Source organism: Tardiphaga sp. 839_C3_N1_4 (genome assembly GCF_051811045.1).
Classification (GTDB): Bacteria; Pseudomonadota; Alphaproteobacteria; order Rhizobiales; family Xanthobacteraceae; genus Tardiphaga.
Genome location: NZ_JBPWQD010000001.1, coordinates 1446652 through 1465664 on the forward strand (window position 1 = coordinate 1446652; position 19013 = coordinate 1465664).

The 19013-nt window shown below is 62.0% G+C and carries 18 protein-coding genes; 2 read left to right on the top strand and 16 right to left on the bottom strand.

Features of this window, described 5'->3' with window-relative positions; all coding sequences use genetic code 11:
- Window positions 1–19: 19 nt before the first annotated feature.
- Window positions 20–382, top strand: a complete 363-nt coding sequence (locus AB8A38_RS07290) for a hypothetical protein (protein WP_068730647.1) — start codon at window positions 20–22, stop codon at window positions 380–382.
- Window positions 383–464: 82 nt separating this feature from the next.
- Here AB8A38_RS07290 and AB8A38_RS07295 read toward each other — a convergent pair whose 3' ends face one another.
- Complete coding sequence (locus tag AB8A38_RS07295) at window positions 465–1352, bottom strand: DMT family transporter (RefSeq protein WP_439085533.1); 888 nt, start codon at window positions 1350–1352, stop codon at window positions 465–467.
- Between the two features lie 101 nt (window positions 1353–1453).
- On the opposite strand from AB8A38_RS07295, the gene AB8A38_RS07300 reads away from it, so the two are divergent.
- Window positions 1454–2581, top strand: coding sequence for an S-(hydroxymethyl)glutathione dehydrogenase/class III alcohol dehydrogenase (locus AB8A38_RS07300; RefSeq protein WP_089267214.1), 1128 nt, complete (start codon window positions 1454–1456; stop codon window positions 2579–2581).
- Window positions 2582–2676: 95 nt separating this feature from the next.
- On the opposite strand, the gene AB8A38_RS07305 is transcribed toward AB8A38_RS07300, so the two are convergent.
- The 15 genes from AB8A38_RS07305 to AB8A38_RS07375 all read right to left on the bottom strand — a co-directional run bounded on the left by AB8A38_RS07305 (window position 2677) and on the right by AB8A38_RS07375 (window position 18798).
- Complete coding sequence (locus AB8A38_RS07305; protein ID WP_439085534.1) at window positions 2677–3045, bottom strand: Zn-ribbon domain-containing OB-fold protein; 369 nt, start codon at window positions 3043–3045, stop codon at window positions 2677–2679.
- Window positions 3042–4178, bottom strand: coding sequence for a thiolase family protein (locus AB8A38_RS07310; RefSeq protein WP_439085535.1), 1137 nt, complete (start codon window positions 4176–4178; stop codon window positions 3042–3044). The genes AB8A38_RS07305 and AB8A38_RS07310 overlap by 4 nt, the downstream gene beginning before the upstream one ends.
- A gap of 187 nt (window positions 4179–4365) precedes the next feature.
- The gene (locus AB8A38_RS07315) at window positions 4366–5532 is read right to left on the bottom strand and encodes an acyl-CoA dehydrogenase family protein (RefSeq protein ID WP_120291106.1); all 1167 of its coding nucleotides are present in this window, start codon (window positions 5530–5532) and stop codon (window positions 4366–4368) included.
- Window positions 5533–5535: 3 nt separating this feature from the next.
- Window positions 5536–6759 (bottom strand): CaiB/BaiF CoA transferase family protein, encoded by a 1224-nt coding sequence (locus tag AB8A38_RS07320; RefSeq protein ID WP_439085536.1) that lies wholly within the window; start codon window positions 6757–6759, stop codon window positions 5536–5538.
- Window positions 6760–6903: 144 nt separating this feature from the next.
- Complete coding sequence (locus AB8A38_RS07325; RefSeq protein ID WP_439085537.1) at window positions 6904–8457, bottom strand: class I adenylate-forming enzyme family protein; 1554 nt, start codon at window positions 8455–8457, stop codon at window positions 6904–6906.
- A 6-nt stretch (window positions 8458–8463) separates the two neighbouring features.
- Window positions 8464–9633 (bottom strand): acetyl-CoA acetyltransferase, encoded by a 1170-nt coding sequence (locus AB8A38_RS07330; protein ID WP_089267207.1) that lies wholly within the window; start codon window positions 9631–9633, stop codon window positions 8464–8466.
- Between the two features lie 49 nt (window positions 9634–9682).
- Window positions 9683–10345 (bottom strand): bifunctional 4-hydroxy-2-oxoglutarate aldolase/2-dehydro-3-deoxy-phosphogluconate aldolase, encoded by a 663-nt coding sequence (eda, locus tag AB8A38_RS07335; protein WP_439085538.1) that lies wholly within the window; start codon window positions 10343–10345, stop codon window positions 9683–9685.
- Between the two features lie 13 nt (window positions 10346–10358).
- A complete protein-coding gene (locus AB8A38_RS07340) occupies window positions 10359–11282 on the bottom strand; it encodes a sugar kinase (protein ID WP_439085539.1) in 924 nt (307 codons plus the stop codon).
- A gap of 17 nt (window positions 11283–11299) precedes the next feature.
- Entirely contained in the window at window positions 11300–12523 is a 1224-nt protein-coding gene (locus AB8A38_RS07345; RefSeq protein WP_439085540.1) for a CaiB/BaiF CoA transferase family protein, read from the bottom strand.
- A gap of 205 nt (window positions 12524–12728) precedes the next feature.
- Window positions 12729–13715, bottom strand: a complete 987-nt coding sequence (gene denD / locus AB8A38_RS07350) for a D-erythronate dehydrogenase (protein ID WP_439085541.1) — start codon at window positions 13713–13715, stop codon at window positions 12729–12731.
- Between the two features lie 164 nt (window positions 13716–13879).
- On the bottom strand, window positions 13880–14797 hold the full coding sequence (locus AB8A38_RS07355) for a carbohydrate ABC transporter permease (RefSeq protein WP_315841701.1): 918 nt from the start codon (window positions 14795–14797) through the stop codon (window positions 13880–13882).
- On the bottom strand, window positions 14790–15749 hold the full coding sequence (locus AB8A38_RS07360) for a carbohydrate ABC transporter permease (RefSeq protein ID WP_439085542.1): 960 nt from the start codon (window positions 15747–15749) through the stop codon (window positions 14790–14792). The genes AB8A38_RS07355 and AB8A38_RS07360 overlap by 8 nt, the downstream gene beginning before the upstream one ends.
- Window positions 15750–15819: 70 nt before the next feature.
- Window positions 15820–16233 (bottom strand): RidA family protein, encoded by a 414-nt coding sequence (locus AB8A38_RS07365; protein WP_439085543.1) that lies wholly within the window; start codon window positions 16231–16233, stop codon window positions 15820–15822.
- 98 nt (window positions 16234–16331) lie between these two features.
- On the bottom strand, window positions 16332–17657 hold the full coding sequence (locus AB8A38_RS07370) for an ABC transporter substrate-binding protein (RefSeq protein WP_439085544.1): 1326 nt from the start codon (window positions 17655–17657) through the stop codon (window positions 16332–16334).
- Window positions 17658–17730: 73 nt separating this feature from the next.
- Window positions 17731–18798: an ABC transporter ATP-binding protein gene (locus tag AB8A38_RS07375; protein ID WP_089267200.1), complete on the bottom strand. Its 1068-nt coding sequence runs from the start codon at window positions 18796–18798 to the stop codon at window positions 17731–17733.
- Window positions 18799–19013 lie beyond the last annotated feature (215 nt).

Below are 19013 nucleotides of genomic sequence, written 5' to 3' on the forward strand. Positions count from 1 at the left end.
GACAATGTTGGGGGATGCTATGAACGACGACACTCCAGTCCTGGAGCAAGTGACGGACGCGCTTAGCAGCGCAGCCGACGCGACTAAGGAAGTCGCCACCTCGGTGGCGAAGAAGGTCAAGAAGGCCGCAAAGAAAGTCGCAAAGAAAGTGACCCCGGCTAAGAAGACGAAGAAGTCCACCAAGAAAACTTCTGCGAAGAAATCTTCAAAGAAGAAAACCCAGAAAGCGAGACCAATGGCTAAGAAAGCAGTGAAGAAGACCGTCAAGAAGGCCGCCAAGAAGACCGTGAAGAAGGCTGCCAAGAAGACCGTGAAGAAGGCCGCCAAGAAGGCCGCTCCGAAGAAGGCCAAGAAGGCCAAGAAGGCTGCCAAGAAGAAGTAAGCTTCTTCGCAGATGTGAAAGCCTCCGGGTCCAAGCCCGGAGGCTTTTTCATGTCCGGGGTCTGGATTGACGCAGCATGGCGTCAGGCCCTGGCGCGGTTGACCAGCAACACCGCAGCGCCGCAGGCAATCATGCCGATGATGGCGACGGCATCCAGCTTTTCGCCGAACAGGATAAAGGCCATCAGCGCCGTCACAGCCGGCACCAGATAGAACAGACTCGCCACCTGACTCGAGGCCTGGCGCCGCAGCAGCCAATACAGCAGCCCGACAGTGCCGATCGACAGCACCACCGCGAGCCACACCACCGACAGCACGAACTCCGCCGACCAGTGGATCACATTGGTCTCAAGGGCCAGCGCGCCGATGCCGAGCATGACCATTGCTGCGAGTTGCTGAATGAAGCTGCCGGTGCGCCAGTCGATGCCGCCGCAATAGCGCTTCTGATAGAGCGTGCCGACGGTGATCGTGATCAGCGAAACGCCGGACGCAAACCATCCCCAGCCCGCTTCGCCGCTCATCGGGCGACCATGCATGATGAGCAACATACCGGCGAGACCAAGCCCGAGCCCGCCCCATTGCAGCGGCGTGACGCGCTCGCCGAGAAAGCGGCTCGCCAGAATGGAGGTGAGGATCGGCTGCAGGCCCGGGATCAGTGCCGACAGGCCAACCGGGACCTTGTGCGCCACCGCAAACACAGTGCCGGCAAGATAGAGCCCCTGCACCAGCAGCCCGGCGACGATGCTGTGGCCGATACCCGCGCGATCCGGCCATGCCGGTCGCACCCATGCGACGACCACCGCCATGATCGCGACCACCAGCATCATGCGCACAGTGAGATAGGTCAGCGGCTCGGCGCCATTCAACACATATTTGGTGCCGATGAAACCGGTGCTCCACAGCAGCACGAAGACGATGGGTGCGGCGCGTCCGATCAGGATTTCAAGATCGCTTTTCTGAACCTGTTTCATGGGCTGCTCACTGCCCCATCATGTGCTAAGCGGCAATGGCTGTTTGCGCGGACCTGCCGCCTGACATCACGACACCGAGACCATTATCGAAGGAATTTGCCATGGACGTTCGCGCCGCCGTTGCCATCAGTGCCGGCAAGCCGCTGGAGATCACCACCGTTCAGCTCGAAGGCCCGCGCGACGGCGAAGTGCTGATCGAGATCAAGGCCACCGGCATCTGCCACACCGACGAGTTCACGCTGTCCGGCGCCGATCCCGAAGGTCTGTTTCCGGCGATCCTCGGCCATGAAGGCGCCGGCGTCGTCGTCGATGTCGGCCGCGGCGTCACCTCCGTGAAGAAGGGTGACCATGTCATCCCGCTCTACACGCCGGAATGCCGCCAGTGCCCGTCATGCCTGTCGCGCAAGACCAATCTCTGCACGTCCATTCGCGCGACGCAGGGCCAGGGCTTGATGCCCGACGGCACCTCGCGCTTCTCGCTTGAGGGCAAGCCTGTTCACCACTATATGGGGACCTCGACCTTCGCCAATTACACGGTGCTGCCGGAGATCGCGGTGGCGAAAATCCGCGAGGACGCGCCGTTCGACAAGGTCTGCTATATCGGCTGCGGCGTCACCACCGGCATCGGTGCGGTGTTCAACACCGCCAAGGTCGAGCAAGGCGCCAAGGCCATCGTGTTCGGGCTCGGCGGCATCGGCCTCAACGTGCTGCAGGGCCTGCGCCTTGCCGGCGCCGACATGATCATCGGCGTCGACATCAACAATGACCGCAAGGCCTGGGGCGAACGCTTCGGCATGACGCACTTCGTCAATCCGAAGGAGCTCGGCAAGGATCTGGTCCCGCATCTCATCGACATGACCAAACGCGGTGCAGACCAGATCGGCGGCGCCGATTACACCTTCGACTGCACCGGCAACGTCACGGTGATGCGTCAGGCGCTGGAAGCCTGCCACCGTGGCTGGGGCGAATCCATCGTCATCGGCGTGGCGCCTGCCGGCGCGGAGATTTCGACGCGTCCGTTCCAGCTCGTGACCGGCCGCGTCTGGCGCGGCTCGGCATTCGGCGGCGCCCGCGGCCGCACCGACGTGCCGAAGATCGTCGACTGGTACATGCAGGGCAAGATCCAGATCGACCCGATGATCACCCACGTGATGCCGCTCGCGGACATCAACAAGGGGTTTGATCTGATGAAGCGCGGGGAGTCGATCCGCGGCGTGGTGACGTTCTAGGCTACAAGCGCCTAGACCGCAGGATGGGTTTCGCGAAGACGCTCAACCCATCCTGCGGCACGGCGTTTTGGGTCACTCCCCCTTGAACACCACGCTCAGGTCGAAGTCCTGTCGAAGAACGGTACAAGGCGGCCGGTGAATCGCCGATAGACGGCTTTTACCTTGTCGCCGATGACGAGATCGTTGGCGCCGTGGGCCATCATGCGGAAGCCTTCGGCGGTGTCGATAAGCAGAATATTGTAGGGCACGTGCTCGCGCGCTTCCGGCGTTCCGGCGCGCAGCACGAGCGAACTCGCATAGACGGTGCCCTCGCCGCTCGCGATTTTGTCCTCGAGATCGGGCGACCCGCAGGCCGCGCAAAAACTGCGGCGGAAATACTGGATCGACTGGCAGGCACGGCAGCTCTGATAACCAATCGCTTCAGTGCCGGTGGTCCAGTCGACGGCAGGCTTGAGCTCGCTCATGACACGCGCTCCAGGAACATACTGACATGGGACGACAGCACGCCCCCGTCGCCATGCAGCAGCGCGACGGACGCATCCTTGACCTGGCGATTGCCTGCCCGGCCCGTCATCTGCAGATGTGTCTCGACCAGATGCGCCATGGCACCACCGACGCCGCAATGACCGTAGCTGAGAAGACCGCCATGGGTGTTGAGCGGCATCGCGCCATGCTGACTGAAATGACCGGCGCGTACCCGTGCCGCCGCCTCGCCGCGGCCGGCAAGGCCGAGATCTTCGAGCAGCATCGCCAGTGTAATGGTGAAGCTGTCATAGACCGCGGCGTAACGGACGTCGGAGATGTCGATGCCCGTCGCCTGTTTCGCGCGAGCAATGGCGATCTCGGCGCCGAGTTCGGACAACGCCGGTGCCGCGGTGATGTGCTGATGGGTATGCGCCTGCGCGGCGCCGCGGACGCGGATTTTCGTCGGGCTCGTCGGCTCATAGCTGACGACGAAGGCCGCCCCGCCGTCGGACACCGGGCAGCAGTCGAGCAGCTTCAGCGGTGTCGCGATGGTCTTCGAGGCCATCACATCGGCAACGGTGATCGGATCGTGAAACTGCGCGCCGGGATGGGTCAGCGCATGTTTGCGCATCAGCACGGCGAATTCGGCAAGGTCTTCCTGCGTCACGCCGTATTCATGCATGTATCTGTTAGCAACGAGGCCGTAATAGGCCGGGATGGTCGGGCCGAGCGGCACTTCGTAGGTGGGATGGCCAACCTGTGACAGCGCCTGGATCGAGGCATCGCGGCTCTGGCCGGTGAGCCGGTTCTCGCCGCCAACGACGAGGACATGTCTGGCAACACCGCCCTCGACCAGTTGATGCGCCAGCATCGCCATCGCCATGCCGGTGGCGCCGCCGACCTGGATCGCATGAGCATAGGATGGCGTGATGCCGAAATGCTCGGCGAACACGGTGGCCAGCATGATGTGCGGCATGGTGGTGGAATAGCCGCACAGGAAGCCGTCGATGTCGCCACGCTTGAGGCCGGCATCAGCGAGCGCCAGCTCGGCGGCGCGGCTCATCAGGTCGATGGTCGATGAGCCCTCGTGCTTGCCGTAAGGGAGAAGACCGACGCCGGTGATGTAGCTCATGCAGCAAACTCCGGCAGCAGTGCTCCCCTCCCCCCAAGCGAAGCGAAGCTTCGCAAGGCGGCGACGGGTCGGGGGCGGGGGTAGCCGCGGATGACGTCGCCTGTGGTTACCCCCCTCCCTGACCCTCCCCCGCAAGGGGGGAGGGAAATGAGAGGCCGGTGTTGCGACGCGACCACTATCGTCATCATCAATACGACTTCGGCAAACCGAGCGCCTTCTCGGCGATGAAGCTCAGGATCAGTTCGCGGCTGATCGGGGCGATGCGCGGGATCAATGACTCCCTGAGGTATCGCTCCACATGATATTCCTTGGCATAGCCAAACCCGCCATGGGTCATCACCGCCTGCTCGCAGGCATGATAGCCGGCTTCGCCTGCGAGATACTTTGCCGAATTCGCCGCAGGACCACAGGGCAGTCCCTGATCATATTGCCAGCCGGCCGACAGCACCATCAGCCAGGCAGCCTCAAGCTCCATCCAGTTCTTCGCCAGGGGATGCTGGATCGCCTGGTTCTGGCCGATCGGACGGTTGAACACGTTGCGCACCTTGGCATAGTCAGCCGCCTTCCTCAGTGCAGCCTTGCCGAGACCGACGGCTTCCGCGGCGATCAGGATGCGCTCGGGGTTCATGCCGTGCAGGATATATTCGAAGCCGTGGCCCTCCTCGCCGATGCGATCCTCCAGCGGAATCTCGAAATCGGCAATGAACAGCTCATTGGAGTCGACGGCCTTGCGGCCGAGCTTCTCGATCTCGTGCACGGCGATCTTGGACCGATCGAGATCCGTGTAGAACAGGCTAAGCCCATGCGTCGGGCTCTTGACGTCTTCCAGCGGCGTGGTGCGCGCCAGCAACAGGATTTTTTCGGCGACCTGCGCGGTGGAGATCCAGACTTTCTGACCATTGACGATGTAGCGATCGCCCTTGCGCACGGCGCGGGTCTTGAGCTGTGTGGTGTTGAGGCCCGTGTTCGGCTCGGTCACCGCGAAGCAGGATTTCTCGGTGCCGTCCACGATCGGCGGCAGCATGCGCGCACACTGTTCGGGCGTGCCGAACACCACGACGGGGTTGAGGCCGAACACATTCATATGCACGGCTGACGCACCCGACATGCCCGCGCCAGATTCGGAAATCGCCCGCATCATGATCGCCGCCTCGGTGATCCCCAAGCCCGAGCCGCCATATTCCTCGGGAATACAGATGCCGAGCCAGCCGGCATCGGCCATCGCCTTGTGGAAGTCGATGGGGAAACCGCCCTCCTTGTCCTTCTTGAGCCAATAGGCATCGTCGAAGCGCGCGCAAATCTTCTCGATAGCGTCGCGGATGGATTCCTGGTTGGCGTCGAGGGCGAAGTCCATGCGTTATAGCTCCGACGTATCCGGGATGGCGGCCTGTTTGAGCACGCCGTCCTTGTGCATTTTCTCGATCTGATCGGGCGTATAGCCAACCTCGGCCAGCACCTCGGCATTCTGCTCGCCGAGATGCGAGGCAAGACGCGACAGATCGACCGGCGTCTTCGACCAGGTGGCGGCGACCTTCATGTTGCGCACCGCGCCTTCGGTCGGATGCTCGACCTGCTGGAAGAAGTCGGTCGCCAGCATATGCGGATCCTGCATCATGCTTTCGAGCGTATGCATTGGCGTCGACGGCACGTCGGCCTCGTCGAGCAGCTTCGCCCACTCCGCCGTCGTCCTAGTCTTGAAGATGCGCGACAGTTCAGCGTTCACCGTGTCGATATGCTGGATGCGCTGCGGGAAGGTCGCAAAGCGCGGATCGTCGAACAGTTCCTCGCGGCCGACATGCCTGAGGAAGCTCTTCCACTGCTTGTCGTTATAAACCATGGCGCAGATATAGCCGTCCGAGGTCTGATACGGCCGCCGGTCCGGCGACAGGTGGCGACCATAGCCGCCTCTGTCGAGCGGCGGATCGAAGGTGAGACCGCCCATGTGGTCGCCCATCATGAAGCCCGCCATGGTCTCGAACATCGGAATATCGACGCGCTGGCCCTCGCCGGTGCGGTCGCGATGCACGATGCTGGCGAGGATGGCGCCGAGCGCATTGAGGCCGACAATACGATCGACCAGCGCATTCGGCACATAGCGCGGCACACCGTCGGGGCTGATCCGCGCATTCAGGGCTGCGAGCGCGGTGGCCCCTTGGATCAGGTCGTCATAAGCGGGCTTGGCGGCATAGGGGCCGGCCTGGCTAAAGCCGAACACGCCGGCATAGATCAGGCGCGGATTGATCTTCGACACCACGTCATAGCCGAGATTGAGCCGCACCATCGCCGCCGGGCGGACATTGTAGACCAGCACATCGGCCGTCGCGACCAGCTTCAGTAGCGCCTCACGGCCTTCTTCCTTCTTGAGGTCGATGCAGACGCAGCGCTTGTTGCGGTTGGTGTTGAGGAAGATCGGCCCCATGCCGGGATTGCGCATCGGCCCGATTGCGCGGACCACATCGCCATCGGGAGACTCCACCTTGATCACATCGGCGCCGTAGTCACCCAGCGTCTGGGTGCAGTAAGGCCCCATCATCACCGAAGTCATATCGATGATCCTGATCCCGTGAAGTGGTCCCGTCAAAGTCGTTTGCTCCCGAAAAACGTGGTGAGGCGCTGATCTGCGCCGCTATTGCCTTCGTCTTAGCGGGAGGCGTTCGGCGGGCGCAAGGGCGCCAGACGCGGAGCCGTATGCGTGGGATGCCGGTACGCGTCAAAGTGGTAACAGCTAGCCGGCCCGCGCCGGCGCCGAAGCGCGCATCATCTCCCGCAGGTCGGTCTTGAGCACCTTGCCGTAATTGTTCTTCGGCAGCGCATCCAGATAGACGTAGCGCTTGGGGCGTTTGAAACGGGCGATATTGGCGAGGCAATGCGCGTCGAGTGCCGCATCGTCGGCCGATGCGCCGGGCTCCAGCACCACACAGGCCACTACGACCTCGCCCCAGTCAGGCTCGGGCGCGCCGATGGCCGAGACTTCCCGCACGGCGGGATGCGTCAGCAGCGCCTCCTCGACCTCGCGCGGATAGATATTGGTACCGCCGGAAATGATGACGTCCTTGGAGCGGTCGGACAGCGTAAGGAAACCATCCTCGTCGAGCCGGCCAACATCGCCGGTGCGGAGCCAACCGTCCTTCAATGTCTCGGCATTGGCCTTATCGTTGTTCCAGTAGCCGAGCATCACCGCCGGGCCCTTGGCTTCGACCTCGCCGGTTTCGCCCACCGGCAAAGGCTTGCCATCGGCATCGGTGATCCGCACCGACATCATGCTCTGCGCCGGGCCGACCGAAGCGAGACGTTCGAGATAGCGCGGGTGTTCGGTATCGGCATGGAAGGCGTGCGGCAGCGAGGTGATCGTCATCGGCGATTCACCCTGGCCGTAAATCTGCACGAAGCGCTGCCCCATGGTTGCAATGGCGTCGCGAATGTCGGCCAGATACATCGGGCCGCCGCCATAGACGATGGTGCGGATGCCCTCGCCGCTCTCGCCGCGCTTCTTCGCCGCATCGACCAGACGACGCACCATGGTTGGTGCCGCAAACATCGCGACATCGCCAAGCTGCTTACCGAGATCGAGCACCTCGTCGGGCTCGAAGCCCTGGCTTTCGGGCACGACGTGCCGCGCAGCCATACGGATATGGATGAAATTATAGAGACCGGCGCCATGCGAGATCGGCGCGGCATAGAGGATAGCGTCCTTCTGGTGGACCTGATCGACATCGGCGAGATAGCACATGGACATGGCCACCAGATTGCCATGGCTGAGCATCACGCCCTTCGGCCGCCCGGTGGTGCCGGAGGTGTAGAACAGCCACGCGAGATCGTTGTCTTCGCGGGACAGCGGCACCATCCCGACCGGTTCGCCATGCTGCAATTCGCGATAGGTCTCGCTGTCGATGGACAGCATCTGCATGCCGGTCGGCAGGTCTTCCTCGACCTGAACAAGCGCGCCCCGGCTGTCGTCGTCGACAAAGGCCAGCCTCGCGCCAGCATTGTCGCAAATCCATGCCGCCTCGCGGCCATGCAGCTTGGCATTGATGGGGATCACCACCGCGCCGATCCACCACACCGCATACAGACATTCGAGATATTGCGTGGTGTTCGACATGAACAGCGCGACGCGGTCGCCGGGCTGAATGCCGTAATCGCGCACGAGGCCAGCGCCGATGGCCGCGGCACGATGCGCGAATGTGGCGTAGTCAGCCTGGACCGTGGTGCCGGTCAGCAGCGCCGGCGCATCTGGATGCAGACGCGCAGACGCTGCCAGCCATTGGGCGACGTTCATGGGCGCTTACTTCGCCGGCTCCAGGATGGAGACGTAATTCGCCACTGCGGCGCCACCCATGTTGAAGATGCCGGCGAGTTTTGCATTTTTGATCTGCATGCCCTCGGGCGCCTGACCCAGCAATTGCATCGCGCTGAGCACATGCATCGACACACCGGTGGCACCGATCGGATGGCCCTTGGCCTTGAGACCACCGGACGGATTGATCGGCAGCTTGCCGTCCTTCTGAGTCCAGCCTTCCTTGATGGCGCGCGCACCCTGCCCGCGCGGCGTCAGGCCCATGGCTTCGTATTCGATCAGCTCAGCGACCGTGAAGCAGTCATGGGTTTCGACGAAAGAGAGATCGCCGATCTCGACGCCGGCAGATGTCAGCGCCTTCTGCCAGGCCACGGTGCAGCCCTCGAATTGAAGGATGTCGCGCTTCGACATCGGCAGGAAATCCTGCGCATGGCCGGTGGCCTTGATGTTGACCGCCTTGCCCATGGTCTTGGCGGTCTCGGAATCCGTCAGCACCAATGCCGCGGCGCCGTCGGATACCAGCGAGCAGTCGGTGCGCTTCAAGGGGCCCGCGACGAACGGGTTCTTGTCGCTTTCGGAGCGACAGAATTCGAAGCCGACATCCTTGCGCATCTGCGCATAGGGATTGTGAACGCCATTGGCGTGGTTCTTGGCGGCGATCATGGCCAGCGCGTCGGACTGGTCGCCATATTTCTGGAAGTATTTTTGCGCGATGCCGCCGAACACGCCGGCGAAGCCCGCAGGCGTCTCGCCGTCTTCCGGCAAGTAAGAAGCGCGGAGCAGATTCTTGCCGATCTCGGGACCCGGCGTGCGGGTCATCTGTTCGACACCGACGACGAGGACGATCTTGGCAGCACCGGCGGCGATCGACTTGATGCCCTGATGCACGGCGGCGGAGCCGGTGGCGCAGGCATTCTCGACACGCGTGGCGGGCTTGAAGCGCAGCGCCGGATCGGCCTGCAGCACCAATGATGCCGTAAAATCCTGCGGCGAGAAGCCGGCGTTGAAATGGCCGAGCACGATTTCATCGACGTCAGATGCGGAGATGCCAGCATCGGCCATGGCTTCGGTCGCGACGCGAACCACCATGCTCTCGACAGTCTCGGCGTCGAATTTTCCGAAAGGCATATGCGCCCAACCAACGATGCTGGCAGTCATGGTCGTCTCCCTGATCGATTTCAAATATTTGGTCCGTTATAGCCCGGCTTCATGGCGCTTGCAGGGTTTTCATGGTCCGCGCGCACATGGCCGTTATGCCTGCCCAATCGCCGGAACGTACCATTGACGACGGGCAGATCCAGGAACCGCCCACCGCCAGAACCATCGGCTCGCTGAGCCAGCTCGCCGCATTGGCCTCGCCGACCCCGCCCGTGGGGCAGAATTTCACGTCAGGAAATGGCCCGCTCCATGCCCGTAGCATCGCGATGCCACCGGTCTGCTCGGCGGGGAAAAATTTGAGTGTGTCGAAACCGCGCTCGCGCGCGAGCATCAGTTCCGAGGCGGTGGCGACGCCCGGCAGGAACGGCAGATCGCTGGACGCAGCGATGTCCAGCAATTCGCGCGTCGCGCCGGGACTGACCGTGAAGCGTGCCCCGATGGCATAGGCCTTCTGGAAATCCGCCGGCGTCAGCACCGTGCCGATGCCAACAATGGCCTCCGGCACCTCGGCAATGACGGCCTTCGCCGCCTCCACCGCGGCCTCGGTGCGCAAGGTGATCTCCAGCGTGCGGATACCGCCGGTGACCAACGCCCGCGCAAGCGGTACGGCGTCGGAGACACGTTCGATCGTGAGCACGGGAACAACGAATGCTGCCTTCAGCAGCTTTCGCAGATGATCCTGACGCTGACCGATATCGAGAGGCTTGTTCATGCGGATGGTCCTCTCATGAGGGTGTGTCGAACGCGATCATATCGGGCATCGCCTCGCGCGGGATGATCGCGCCGGGATGGCAGACGACCGTGCCGGCGAGATAGTGACCTGCCTTTGCCGCGGCGACGGGCTGAGCGCCGCTCAGGCGTGCGTGCAGATAGGCAGCGGCAAAACTGTCGCCGGCGGCAGTGGTATCGACGACCGTGCCACTGACCGGCTCGGCCTCGACACACTGCGGCTGGCCGCTATGCCGTATGATGCTCGCGGGCGTATCGAGCTTGAGCACCACTTCATCTGCTTCAACGCGCGACAGCAGCTTCTCCTCAGCCTCGCCAGGATAGAGTGGCAACAAGTCCTCGACCGAGGCCAGCACGATATCGGAGACCGCAAAAGCATCCTGGAACGCGTTGCGCGCCAGATCGAGATCGGGCCAGCCGCGGGCACGGAAATTGGTATCGAAGGCGACGCGGACGCCTGCACCGCGCGCTCGTTGAAGCGCTGCAATCAGGCGGTGGCGGCCGGCCACGTCGAACAGCGACAATGTGATGGCCGAGAGATAGATCAGATCATAGTCCGCGAGCGATACCAGCAGCGCATCGGTTTCCGGCAGGCTCATCAGGCCCCGCACCGCCGAGGCGTCGCGCCAATGATAGAAGCGGCGCTCGCCCGCCTCATTGGTCTCGATCATGTAGAGGCCGGGCAGCTTGCTTTTGAGGCGCAGCACCCGCTCTGTGCCGATGCCCTCGGCCTGCCAGCCGGCGATCATCTCGTCGCTGAGCGGATCGTCGCCGAGTGCCGTCACATAATCGACGCTCGCACCAAGCCGCGCCAGATAGACGGCGGTGTTGAGCGTGTCGCCGCCGAACGACCGCGTCAGGTGCCCATCCGGCATCTGACGCAGCTCGATCATGCATTCGCCGATGCTGGCGATCCGCATCGTATCCTCTGACCGATCTAGACGATGCCCTTTTTCCTGAGCGCGCCGATCTTTTCGCTGTCGTAACCGATGGTGGCCAGGATTTCGTCCGTATTCGAGCCGAGAAGCGGCGGCGCGCGATATTCGGTGACCGGCGTGCCCGAGAACATCAGCGGATTTCGCACAAGCGAAAGCGCCGACTCGAAAGGATGCTCCGTGTGCACACGCATGCCGCGGGATTGGACATGAGGGTCCGCAAAAACCTGATCGAAATCATTGATCGGGCCGGAAGGTACGCCGACGGCCTCCAGGCGTTCGAGCCAGTAGGCAACGGGCTGCTTCAGGAAGAGACCGGCAAAGATGGCCATGATCTCCTTGCCATGCTGGACGCGATCGTTGTTCTTCAGGAAGCGCGGATCCTTGGCCAGGTCAGGCTCTCCGAGCACTTCGCAGGTCCGCTGAAACTGGCCGTCATTGCCATTGACGATCATCACCTCGCCGTCGGTGCAACGGAAGACGCCGGCAGGCATCCCGCCATTACCCCAGGTGCCGCGGCGCGGCGGGACCTTGCCACTCATGAGATAGGGTTGGAGCCAATGCGACAAAGAGGCGATCACCGTATCGAAGAGGCAAGCATCGACATGCTGTCCTTCGCCGCCGCCGGCGTCGCGGTGATAGAGCGCCGCCATCACGCCGATAGAGGTGTTCAATCCGGTCATATAGTCCACGATCGAGGGACCGACCTTCATGGGGCCTTCGCCAGGCTCGCCGTCGAGATGGCCGGTGACGCTCATGAGACCACCCATCGCCTGCAGGATCGCATCGTAGCCGGCGCGCGTGGCATATGGACCTGTTTGTCCGAACCCTGTGACGGAGCCGTAGACGATGCGCGGGTTGATGGCCTTGATCGCGTCGTAATCCAGACCATAACGCTTGAGGTCGCCAACCTTGTAGTTCTCCAAAAACACATCGGCCGTCTTTGCGAGGTCGCGAATGATCTGCTGGCCTTCGACCGTAGCCACATTGACCGTGACCGACTTCTTGTTCCGATTGGCGCAGAGATAGAACGAATTGTCGTGCCTGCCACCGTCCGGGTCGTTCAGATAAGGAGGGCCGAACGCGCGGGAATCGTCGCCTGTTCCAGGGCGTTCGATCTTGATGACCTCAGCGCCGAAATCGCCGAGCATCTGACCGGCGATCGGGCCGGCAAGCACCCGCGTCATATCGATAACCTTGATGCCCGAAAGCGGCAGAGCCGGCATGCATTCCTCCTGCTATATTGTTCGTCGCGTCGGCCACGGTGAACGTGTGAGGCGAGCGCTTACAGGAAAATCAGCCCGCGTGCACTGCTTTGTGAGCATGAGGGCTATCCCGTTCCAGCGGGCGGAACGGCGGGCTTGGCGTGCGTGGCGAGCGCTCCCCGCCCGTCGAAGCAAAGCGTCGCGAGGCGGGAGAGCGTTCAAGACTTCAATCGACGAACTTGCCGCCGAGTTCATCCTCGATGTGAATCCGGATGATGTCGTCGAAGGTTTTCTCGGCCGTGGTGAAGCCGAGCTTCAGCGCGCGCGCGGTGTCGAAATCGCGCGGCCAGCCGGAGACAATGCCGGTGATGACCGGATCGGTTTCGCGCTTGATACGGGCGACGACGTTCTTGCCGGCAACACGATCCAGTGCGGCGATCTGCTCGCCGACGGTGACCGACATGCCAGGCATGCTGAGATTACGCCGCGGGCCCATCGCCTGAAGATCCATGGTGCCGGCGTGGACGAGGAAGCCAACGGCAGAACGCGGCGATGCGTGCCAGTGGCGGACGTCTTCGGACACCGGCAGGATGGCTTCCTTGCCGGCCAGCGGCTCGCGGATGATGTTGGAGAAGAAGCCGGATGCAGCCTTGTTCGGCGCGCCCGGACGGACACAGATGGTCGGCAGGCGGATGCCGATGCCGTCCAGGAAGCCCTTGCGGGTATAGTCGGCGATCAGCATTTCGCAGATCGATTTCTGGGTCCCATAGGAGGTCAGCGGCGTGTGAATGAACTCGTCGCCGATCTTGTCGGGGAACGGCGCGCCGAACACGGCGATGGACGAGGTGAAGACCAGCCGCGGCTTGTAACCGCCGCCGATGGCGCGGATAGCGTCGATCAGGTAGCGGGTGCCGTCGAGATTGATGCGATAACCCTTGTCGAAATCGGCCTCCGCCTCCCCCGACACGATGGCGGCGAGATGGAAAATCACCTCCGGTTTGTGGGCGACCAGCGGCGCAGCCGTCTTTGGATCCGCGAAGTCCGACGTCACCAGTTCGATCGGAATCGACGCGCCCGCGGGCTTTGTCGGCGCCACCACATCCTGCAGGGTCATGCGGGTGATGTCACGATTGCCGAGACGACCGTCGCGAACCAGTTTCTCTGTGAGCTTGCGGCCGACCATGCCGGCGGCGCCGAGGATGAGAATGTGCAAGGGAAAACTCCTTCTTGTTGTTCTTGGGTTCAACTCTGGCCCTCATGGTGAGGAGGCGCCTCTTTGGCGCCGTCTCGAACCATGAATGAGACTACGGCCATCCTTCGAGACGCGGTCGAAGACGACCGCTCCTCAGGATGAGGGCGGTACATTGGGTAAGCCGCCTACTCCTTCACCGCGCCCGTCATCGCCGATACGTAGTGCTCAACGAAGAACGCATATAGGATCACCAGCGGCAATGATCCGACCAGCGCGCCGGCCATCAGCGAGCCCCATTTATAGATGTCGCCGTCAACGAATTCGTTGACGATGGCGACCGGCACAGTCTTGTTCTGGGTCGATTGCAGGAAGGTCAGCGCATAGATGAACTCGTTCCAGCACAAAGTGAACGAGAAGATGAAGGCCGAGATCAGGCCGGGCACCGCGAGCGGGATGATGATCTTGACCAGGATCTGCCAGCGCGAGGCGCCGTCGATCAGGGCGCACTCTTCGAGCTCGAACGGGATGGTCTTGAAATACCCCATCAGGAGCCAGGTCGAGAACGGGATCAGCAGCGTCGGATAGACCAGGATCAGTGAGATCGGCGAGTCGAACAGGCCATAGGCCTGGATGACGGTCGCCAGCGGAATGAACAGGATCGACGGTGGCACGAGATAGGCCATGAAGATCAGCGCGCCGACCGTCTGCGCGCCGCGGAAGCGCAGCCGCACGATCGCATAGGCCGCGAGAACACTAGCGACGATCGACAGGAACGTCGCCGCCGCCGCGACATACATCGTGTTCCAGAGCCACTGCGGATAGTTGGTTTCGAACAGCAGCTTTTGAATGTGCTTGAAGGTCGGCTTGATCACCCAGAACGGATTGAACCGCTCCATGTCGATCAATTGCTCGTCGGGTTTGATCGAGGTCAGCGCCATCCAGTAGAACGGGAACAGCAGGATCACCACGATGATGAACAGCGGGATGTAGAGCGTGACGATGCGCCTCGGCAGCGACTCCAGATAGGCCATGCCCTCGCTGTGATCGTCTTTCTCGACGGTCGGCGCGACGGCTGTGCGGTGATCTACGGCGTGATCAGTCATTGTCAGTGCCTTGCTGCCACTTGCGGCGTTGCATGCCGAACCAGGAAATGGCGATGGCTGCCAGAAGGAACGGGATCATGGCGGTAGCGATGGCAGCGCCCTCGCCGAGCCGACCCGAAAGAATGCCGCGCTGATAGCTCAGCGTCGCCATCAGATGCGTTGCATTCACCGGACCGCCGCGCGTCAGCGCCCAGATCAGCTGGAAGTCGGTAAACGTAAACAGCACCGAAAAGGTCATGACGACCGCGATGATCGGCGTCAGCAGCGGATAGGTGATGAAGCGGAAGCGCTGCCAGCTCGTGGCACCGTCCAGCGTCGCCGCTTCATAGAGCGACGGCGACACGGTCTGCAGACCGGCCAGCAACGTAATCGCCACGAACGGCACGCCGCGCCAGATATTGGCGAAGATCACGCTGGCGCGCGCCCAATTGCTGTCGCCCAAGAAATTAATGTTGTGGTCGATCAGGCCCATTTTGATCAGCGACCACGAGATGATCGAGAACTGCGAGTCGTAAATCCACCAGAAGGCGATGGCCGAGAGCACCGTCGGCACGATGAACGGGATCAGCACCGCGGCGCGGATCAGCGCCTTGAACGGCATATGCCGGTTCAAGAGCAGCGCGAGATAGAGGCCGACGGCAAATTTGATGGCGGATGCCACGATCGTATAGAGCAGCGTGTTGAAGACCGAGAGCCAGAAGATGCTGTCGTCCTTCAGCCACTCGTAATTCTCAAGCCCGACGAACACGCCGCCGCGACCGATACGGTCATCGGTGAAGCTCATCCAGACGCCGAGGAACAGCGGGTAAGCCAGAAACAGGATCAGGAACGCCGCTGCCGGCAACATGAACCACATGGCGAGCCAGTTGCGGTTGATCCGTAGTCGGTCCCAGGCCGAGGATCTGGGGATCACTTTCCCTGCCCCCGGCATCGATGTCTGGATCGTGGTCATTGCAAGATAGCTCCAGTCGGATGTCGGCTTCGGTCTGATGTCGTACAGTCAGTCATGCGTCATGATCCGGTTACGGCAGGATCGCTTCGCCCTCGATCTCGACACGTGCGTGCGGATCGATCAGGGCGGAAACCTGAACCAGTGTCATTGCTGGAAAATGCTTGCCGAGCGTCGCGCCCCAGGCCTCGCCAATCGCGGCGCCGGACGTCTTGAATGCATTGATGTCCGTGATATAGGCGCGCAGCATCACGATTTGTTTGGGTTCGCCGCCCGCCGCCTTCAGCACGGTGACGAGATTCTCCATTGCGTAGCGCCACTGCGTCCCGAAGTCGGATCCCTCGGCGACCTCGCCCTGCCCGTTCTGCTTGCCGAGCTGACCGGAGATGCGGACGCTCCGCGTGCCGCCGGCCACCACCGCATGCGCGAAACCGCGCGGCCGCGCCCAGCCTTCCGGGAGAACAGTCTTGTAGTCGATCTCTGGCATTCCCATTCCCATCGTTCAGGCAGCCTTTTGTGAAACGAGATTCACGGCTGCTGCGTAGAGTTGCCGGCGCGGGTCGCTCCGCGCCGGCAAGGTCGTCCTCAGCCGCGGAAAATGCGCTTCGCCGCGCGCTCGGCAGACGACATCGCGGTCTTCACGTCCTCGCGGCCCGTGCAGTAATTGGCGTACATGTCGACGACCACGAAGTCGGCGATTGCCGCCGCTGCGTTTTCGCTCATCTGCGCTTCGCCCGCCGGGGTCGATGCCGTCGAAGCCACGTCACGGTATGGCGTGTTCTTCGGATCGGCGGTCCAGATCGGGTTCTTCTCGAAAGCAAGCTGGAATGGCGACAGGTAACCCTGTGCTGATTCGACCCACGGATTGAACTGCTCCGGCTCCATCATGAAGGCGGTGAACGCCTTGCAGGCCTGCGGGAACTTGGTGAAGGAGAAGATCAGGATCGGGAAGCCCAGATGAAGCTCACGCCGCTTGCCGTCCAGACCGACGGGCAAATGCGCATGGTTCATGTCTTCGGCAATCGCCGGGGCTTCCTTCTTCGCGGTCACATAGACCGAGATGCCGTTGGTGGTCAGATGCAGCTGGCCGGCGAGGAACGCCTTGTTGTTCGACGAGTCGTTCCACGACGCGGTGCCGGGAATGAAGTTGTCGTAGAGGCCCTTCACATATTCCAGCGACTTCGCAGTCTCCGGAGAATTGATCGTGACCTTGTTGTCCTTGTCGATCAGCTTGCCGCCATGGGCCCACAGCGCCCAGTGCACCCAGCCATTGGCATCGCCCGAAGCGTGGCCGAGCGCCATGCCGGCCGGCGTGCCATTCTTGTTCATGCCCTTCACGAGGTCTGCGAAGCCGGCGAGATCATTCGGGAACGTCTTGTGCCCGGCCTTTTCCGCAGCAGCGACACGGTAGTTCACGAGGCCGCCGGTCGCAGCGACGGGAACACCGATCCACTTGCCGTTATGCATGCCGTACTGTTTGCCGGACTCGGCCCAACCGGCATTCTTCTTGCCGAGATAGTCGGCGACGTCGGAGACGTCCATGCACTTGCTCGGGAACAGGAACGGCAGCGAGTACAGGCCCCAGACCATGTCGAGGCCCTGTCCGGTATTCGCCGCGACCGAAGCCTTCGGCTGAATGTCGTCATAGGATTCGTTGGAGACGGAGATGGTGACGCCGGTCGCCTTCTGGAAGGCATCGACGATCTTCATGAAGGCCACGTCTTCGGCTTCGACGAAGCGTTTCCAGCGCAGCAGGTTGATCTTGGCGCCGGCTTCCGGCTTCCACTGTGAGGCCTGCGCCCAAGCTTTTGCGTAGCCCAGCAATTGATCCGCGGACATGGTCGCCGCAGCAGCAAGCGTCATCGCGCCGCCCTTGAGCAGAGATCGGCGATCCGGTGTAAATCCAGTCATCTTTCGTCTTCTCCCTGTAATATTGGTTCGTTGATCGACCAATGTTTTGAAATTGATTTGGTGGAAAAGCGCGTCAGTTGACGCGCTTGCCGGTCTCCTTGTCGAACAGATGCGCCGAATTCGCACGCGGCCTGAGATGGATCTTGTCGCCTGGCGCGACCGGACGCCGATCACGGAAGATCGCGATGATGTCCTGGGTGCCGATGCGTGCGACGACCTGGGTCTCCGACCCCATCGGCTCGACCACCACGACCTCGGCCTCGATGCCGTCATCGGCGAATTCGAGATGCTCGGGGCGAATGCCGTAAGTGACAGCCTTGTCGTTCCCTGCCGCAGGCGCTGCCGTAATCGGCAGCTTCGCGCCATTGGCAGTTTCCACCCAGGGCTGTCCGCCATTCACCTTCAGCGTGCCTTCGAGGAAATTCATCGCGGGCGAACCAATAAAGCCGGCCACAAACTTGTTCTCGGGACGATCGTAGAGTTCCAATGGTGCGCCCATCTGCTCAACGATGCCGTCCTGCATCACCACGATCTTGTCGGCCATGGTCATGGCCTCGATCTGGTCATGCGTCACATAGACCGTCGTGGTCTTGAGGCGCTGATGCAGTTCCTTGATCTCGGCGCGCATGGCGACGCGCAGCTTGGCGTCGAGATTCGACAGCGGCTCATCGAACAGGAAGACCTGCGGATCACGCACAATGGCGCGGCCCATGGCGACGCGCTGACGCTGACCACCCGACAACTGCCGGGGAAAACGCTCGAGCAACCGTCTCAAATCCAAGATATCGGCGGCGCGATTGACCTTCTGATCGATCTCGCTTTTGTCGGCGCCGCGCAGCTTGAGCGAAAAGCCCATATTCTGGGCAACCGTCATATGCGGATACAGCGCGTAATTCTGGAACACCATGGCGATGTCGCGCTCTTTCGGCTGGACATCATTGACCACGCGGTCGCCGATCGAAATCGTGCCGGAGGTGATCTTCTCCAGGCCCGCCAACATGCGCAGCAATGTGGATTTTCCGCAGCCGGACGGCCCAACCAGAACCACGAATTGGCCGTCCTCGATGGGGACCGATACGCCGTGGAGAACCTCAAAACCGCCAAAAGACTTACGAACGTCGTGAATCTGCACGGACGCCATACATTTCCCTCCCAAATGTCCCATTTTAGAGACTGCGTCCTCCGGGCCAGTTATTTGGTTGCCGGAGCCGCCTGTTCTTACTTGTCTGACATCCTACCAGATTTTCTGGCGGCGTGTCGTTGGATCATAGTCGTAGAAAAACTTCGCAGATGCAAACGTTGCGAAGCAGCCAGTGGCGTGCAAACATTCGTGACCAATCAAAAGAGACGACGCAC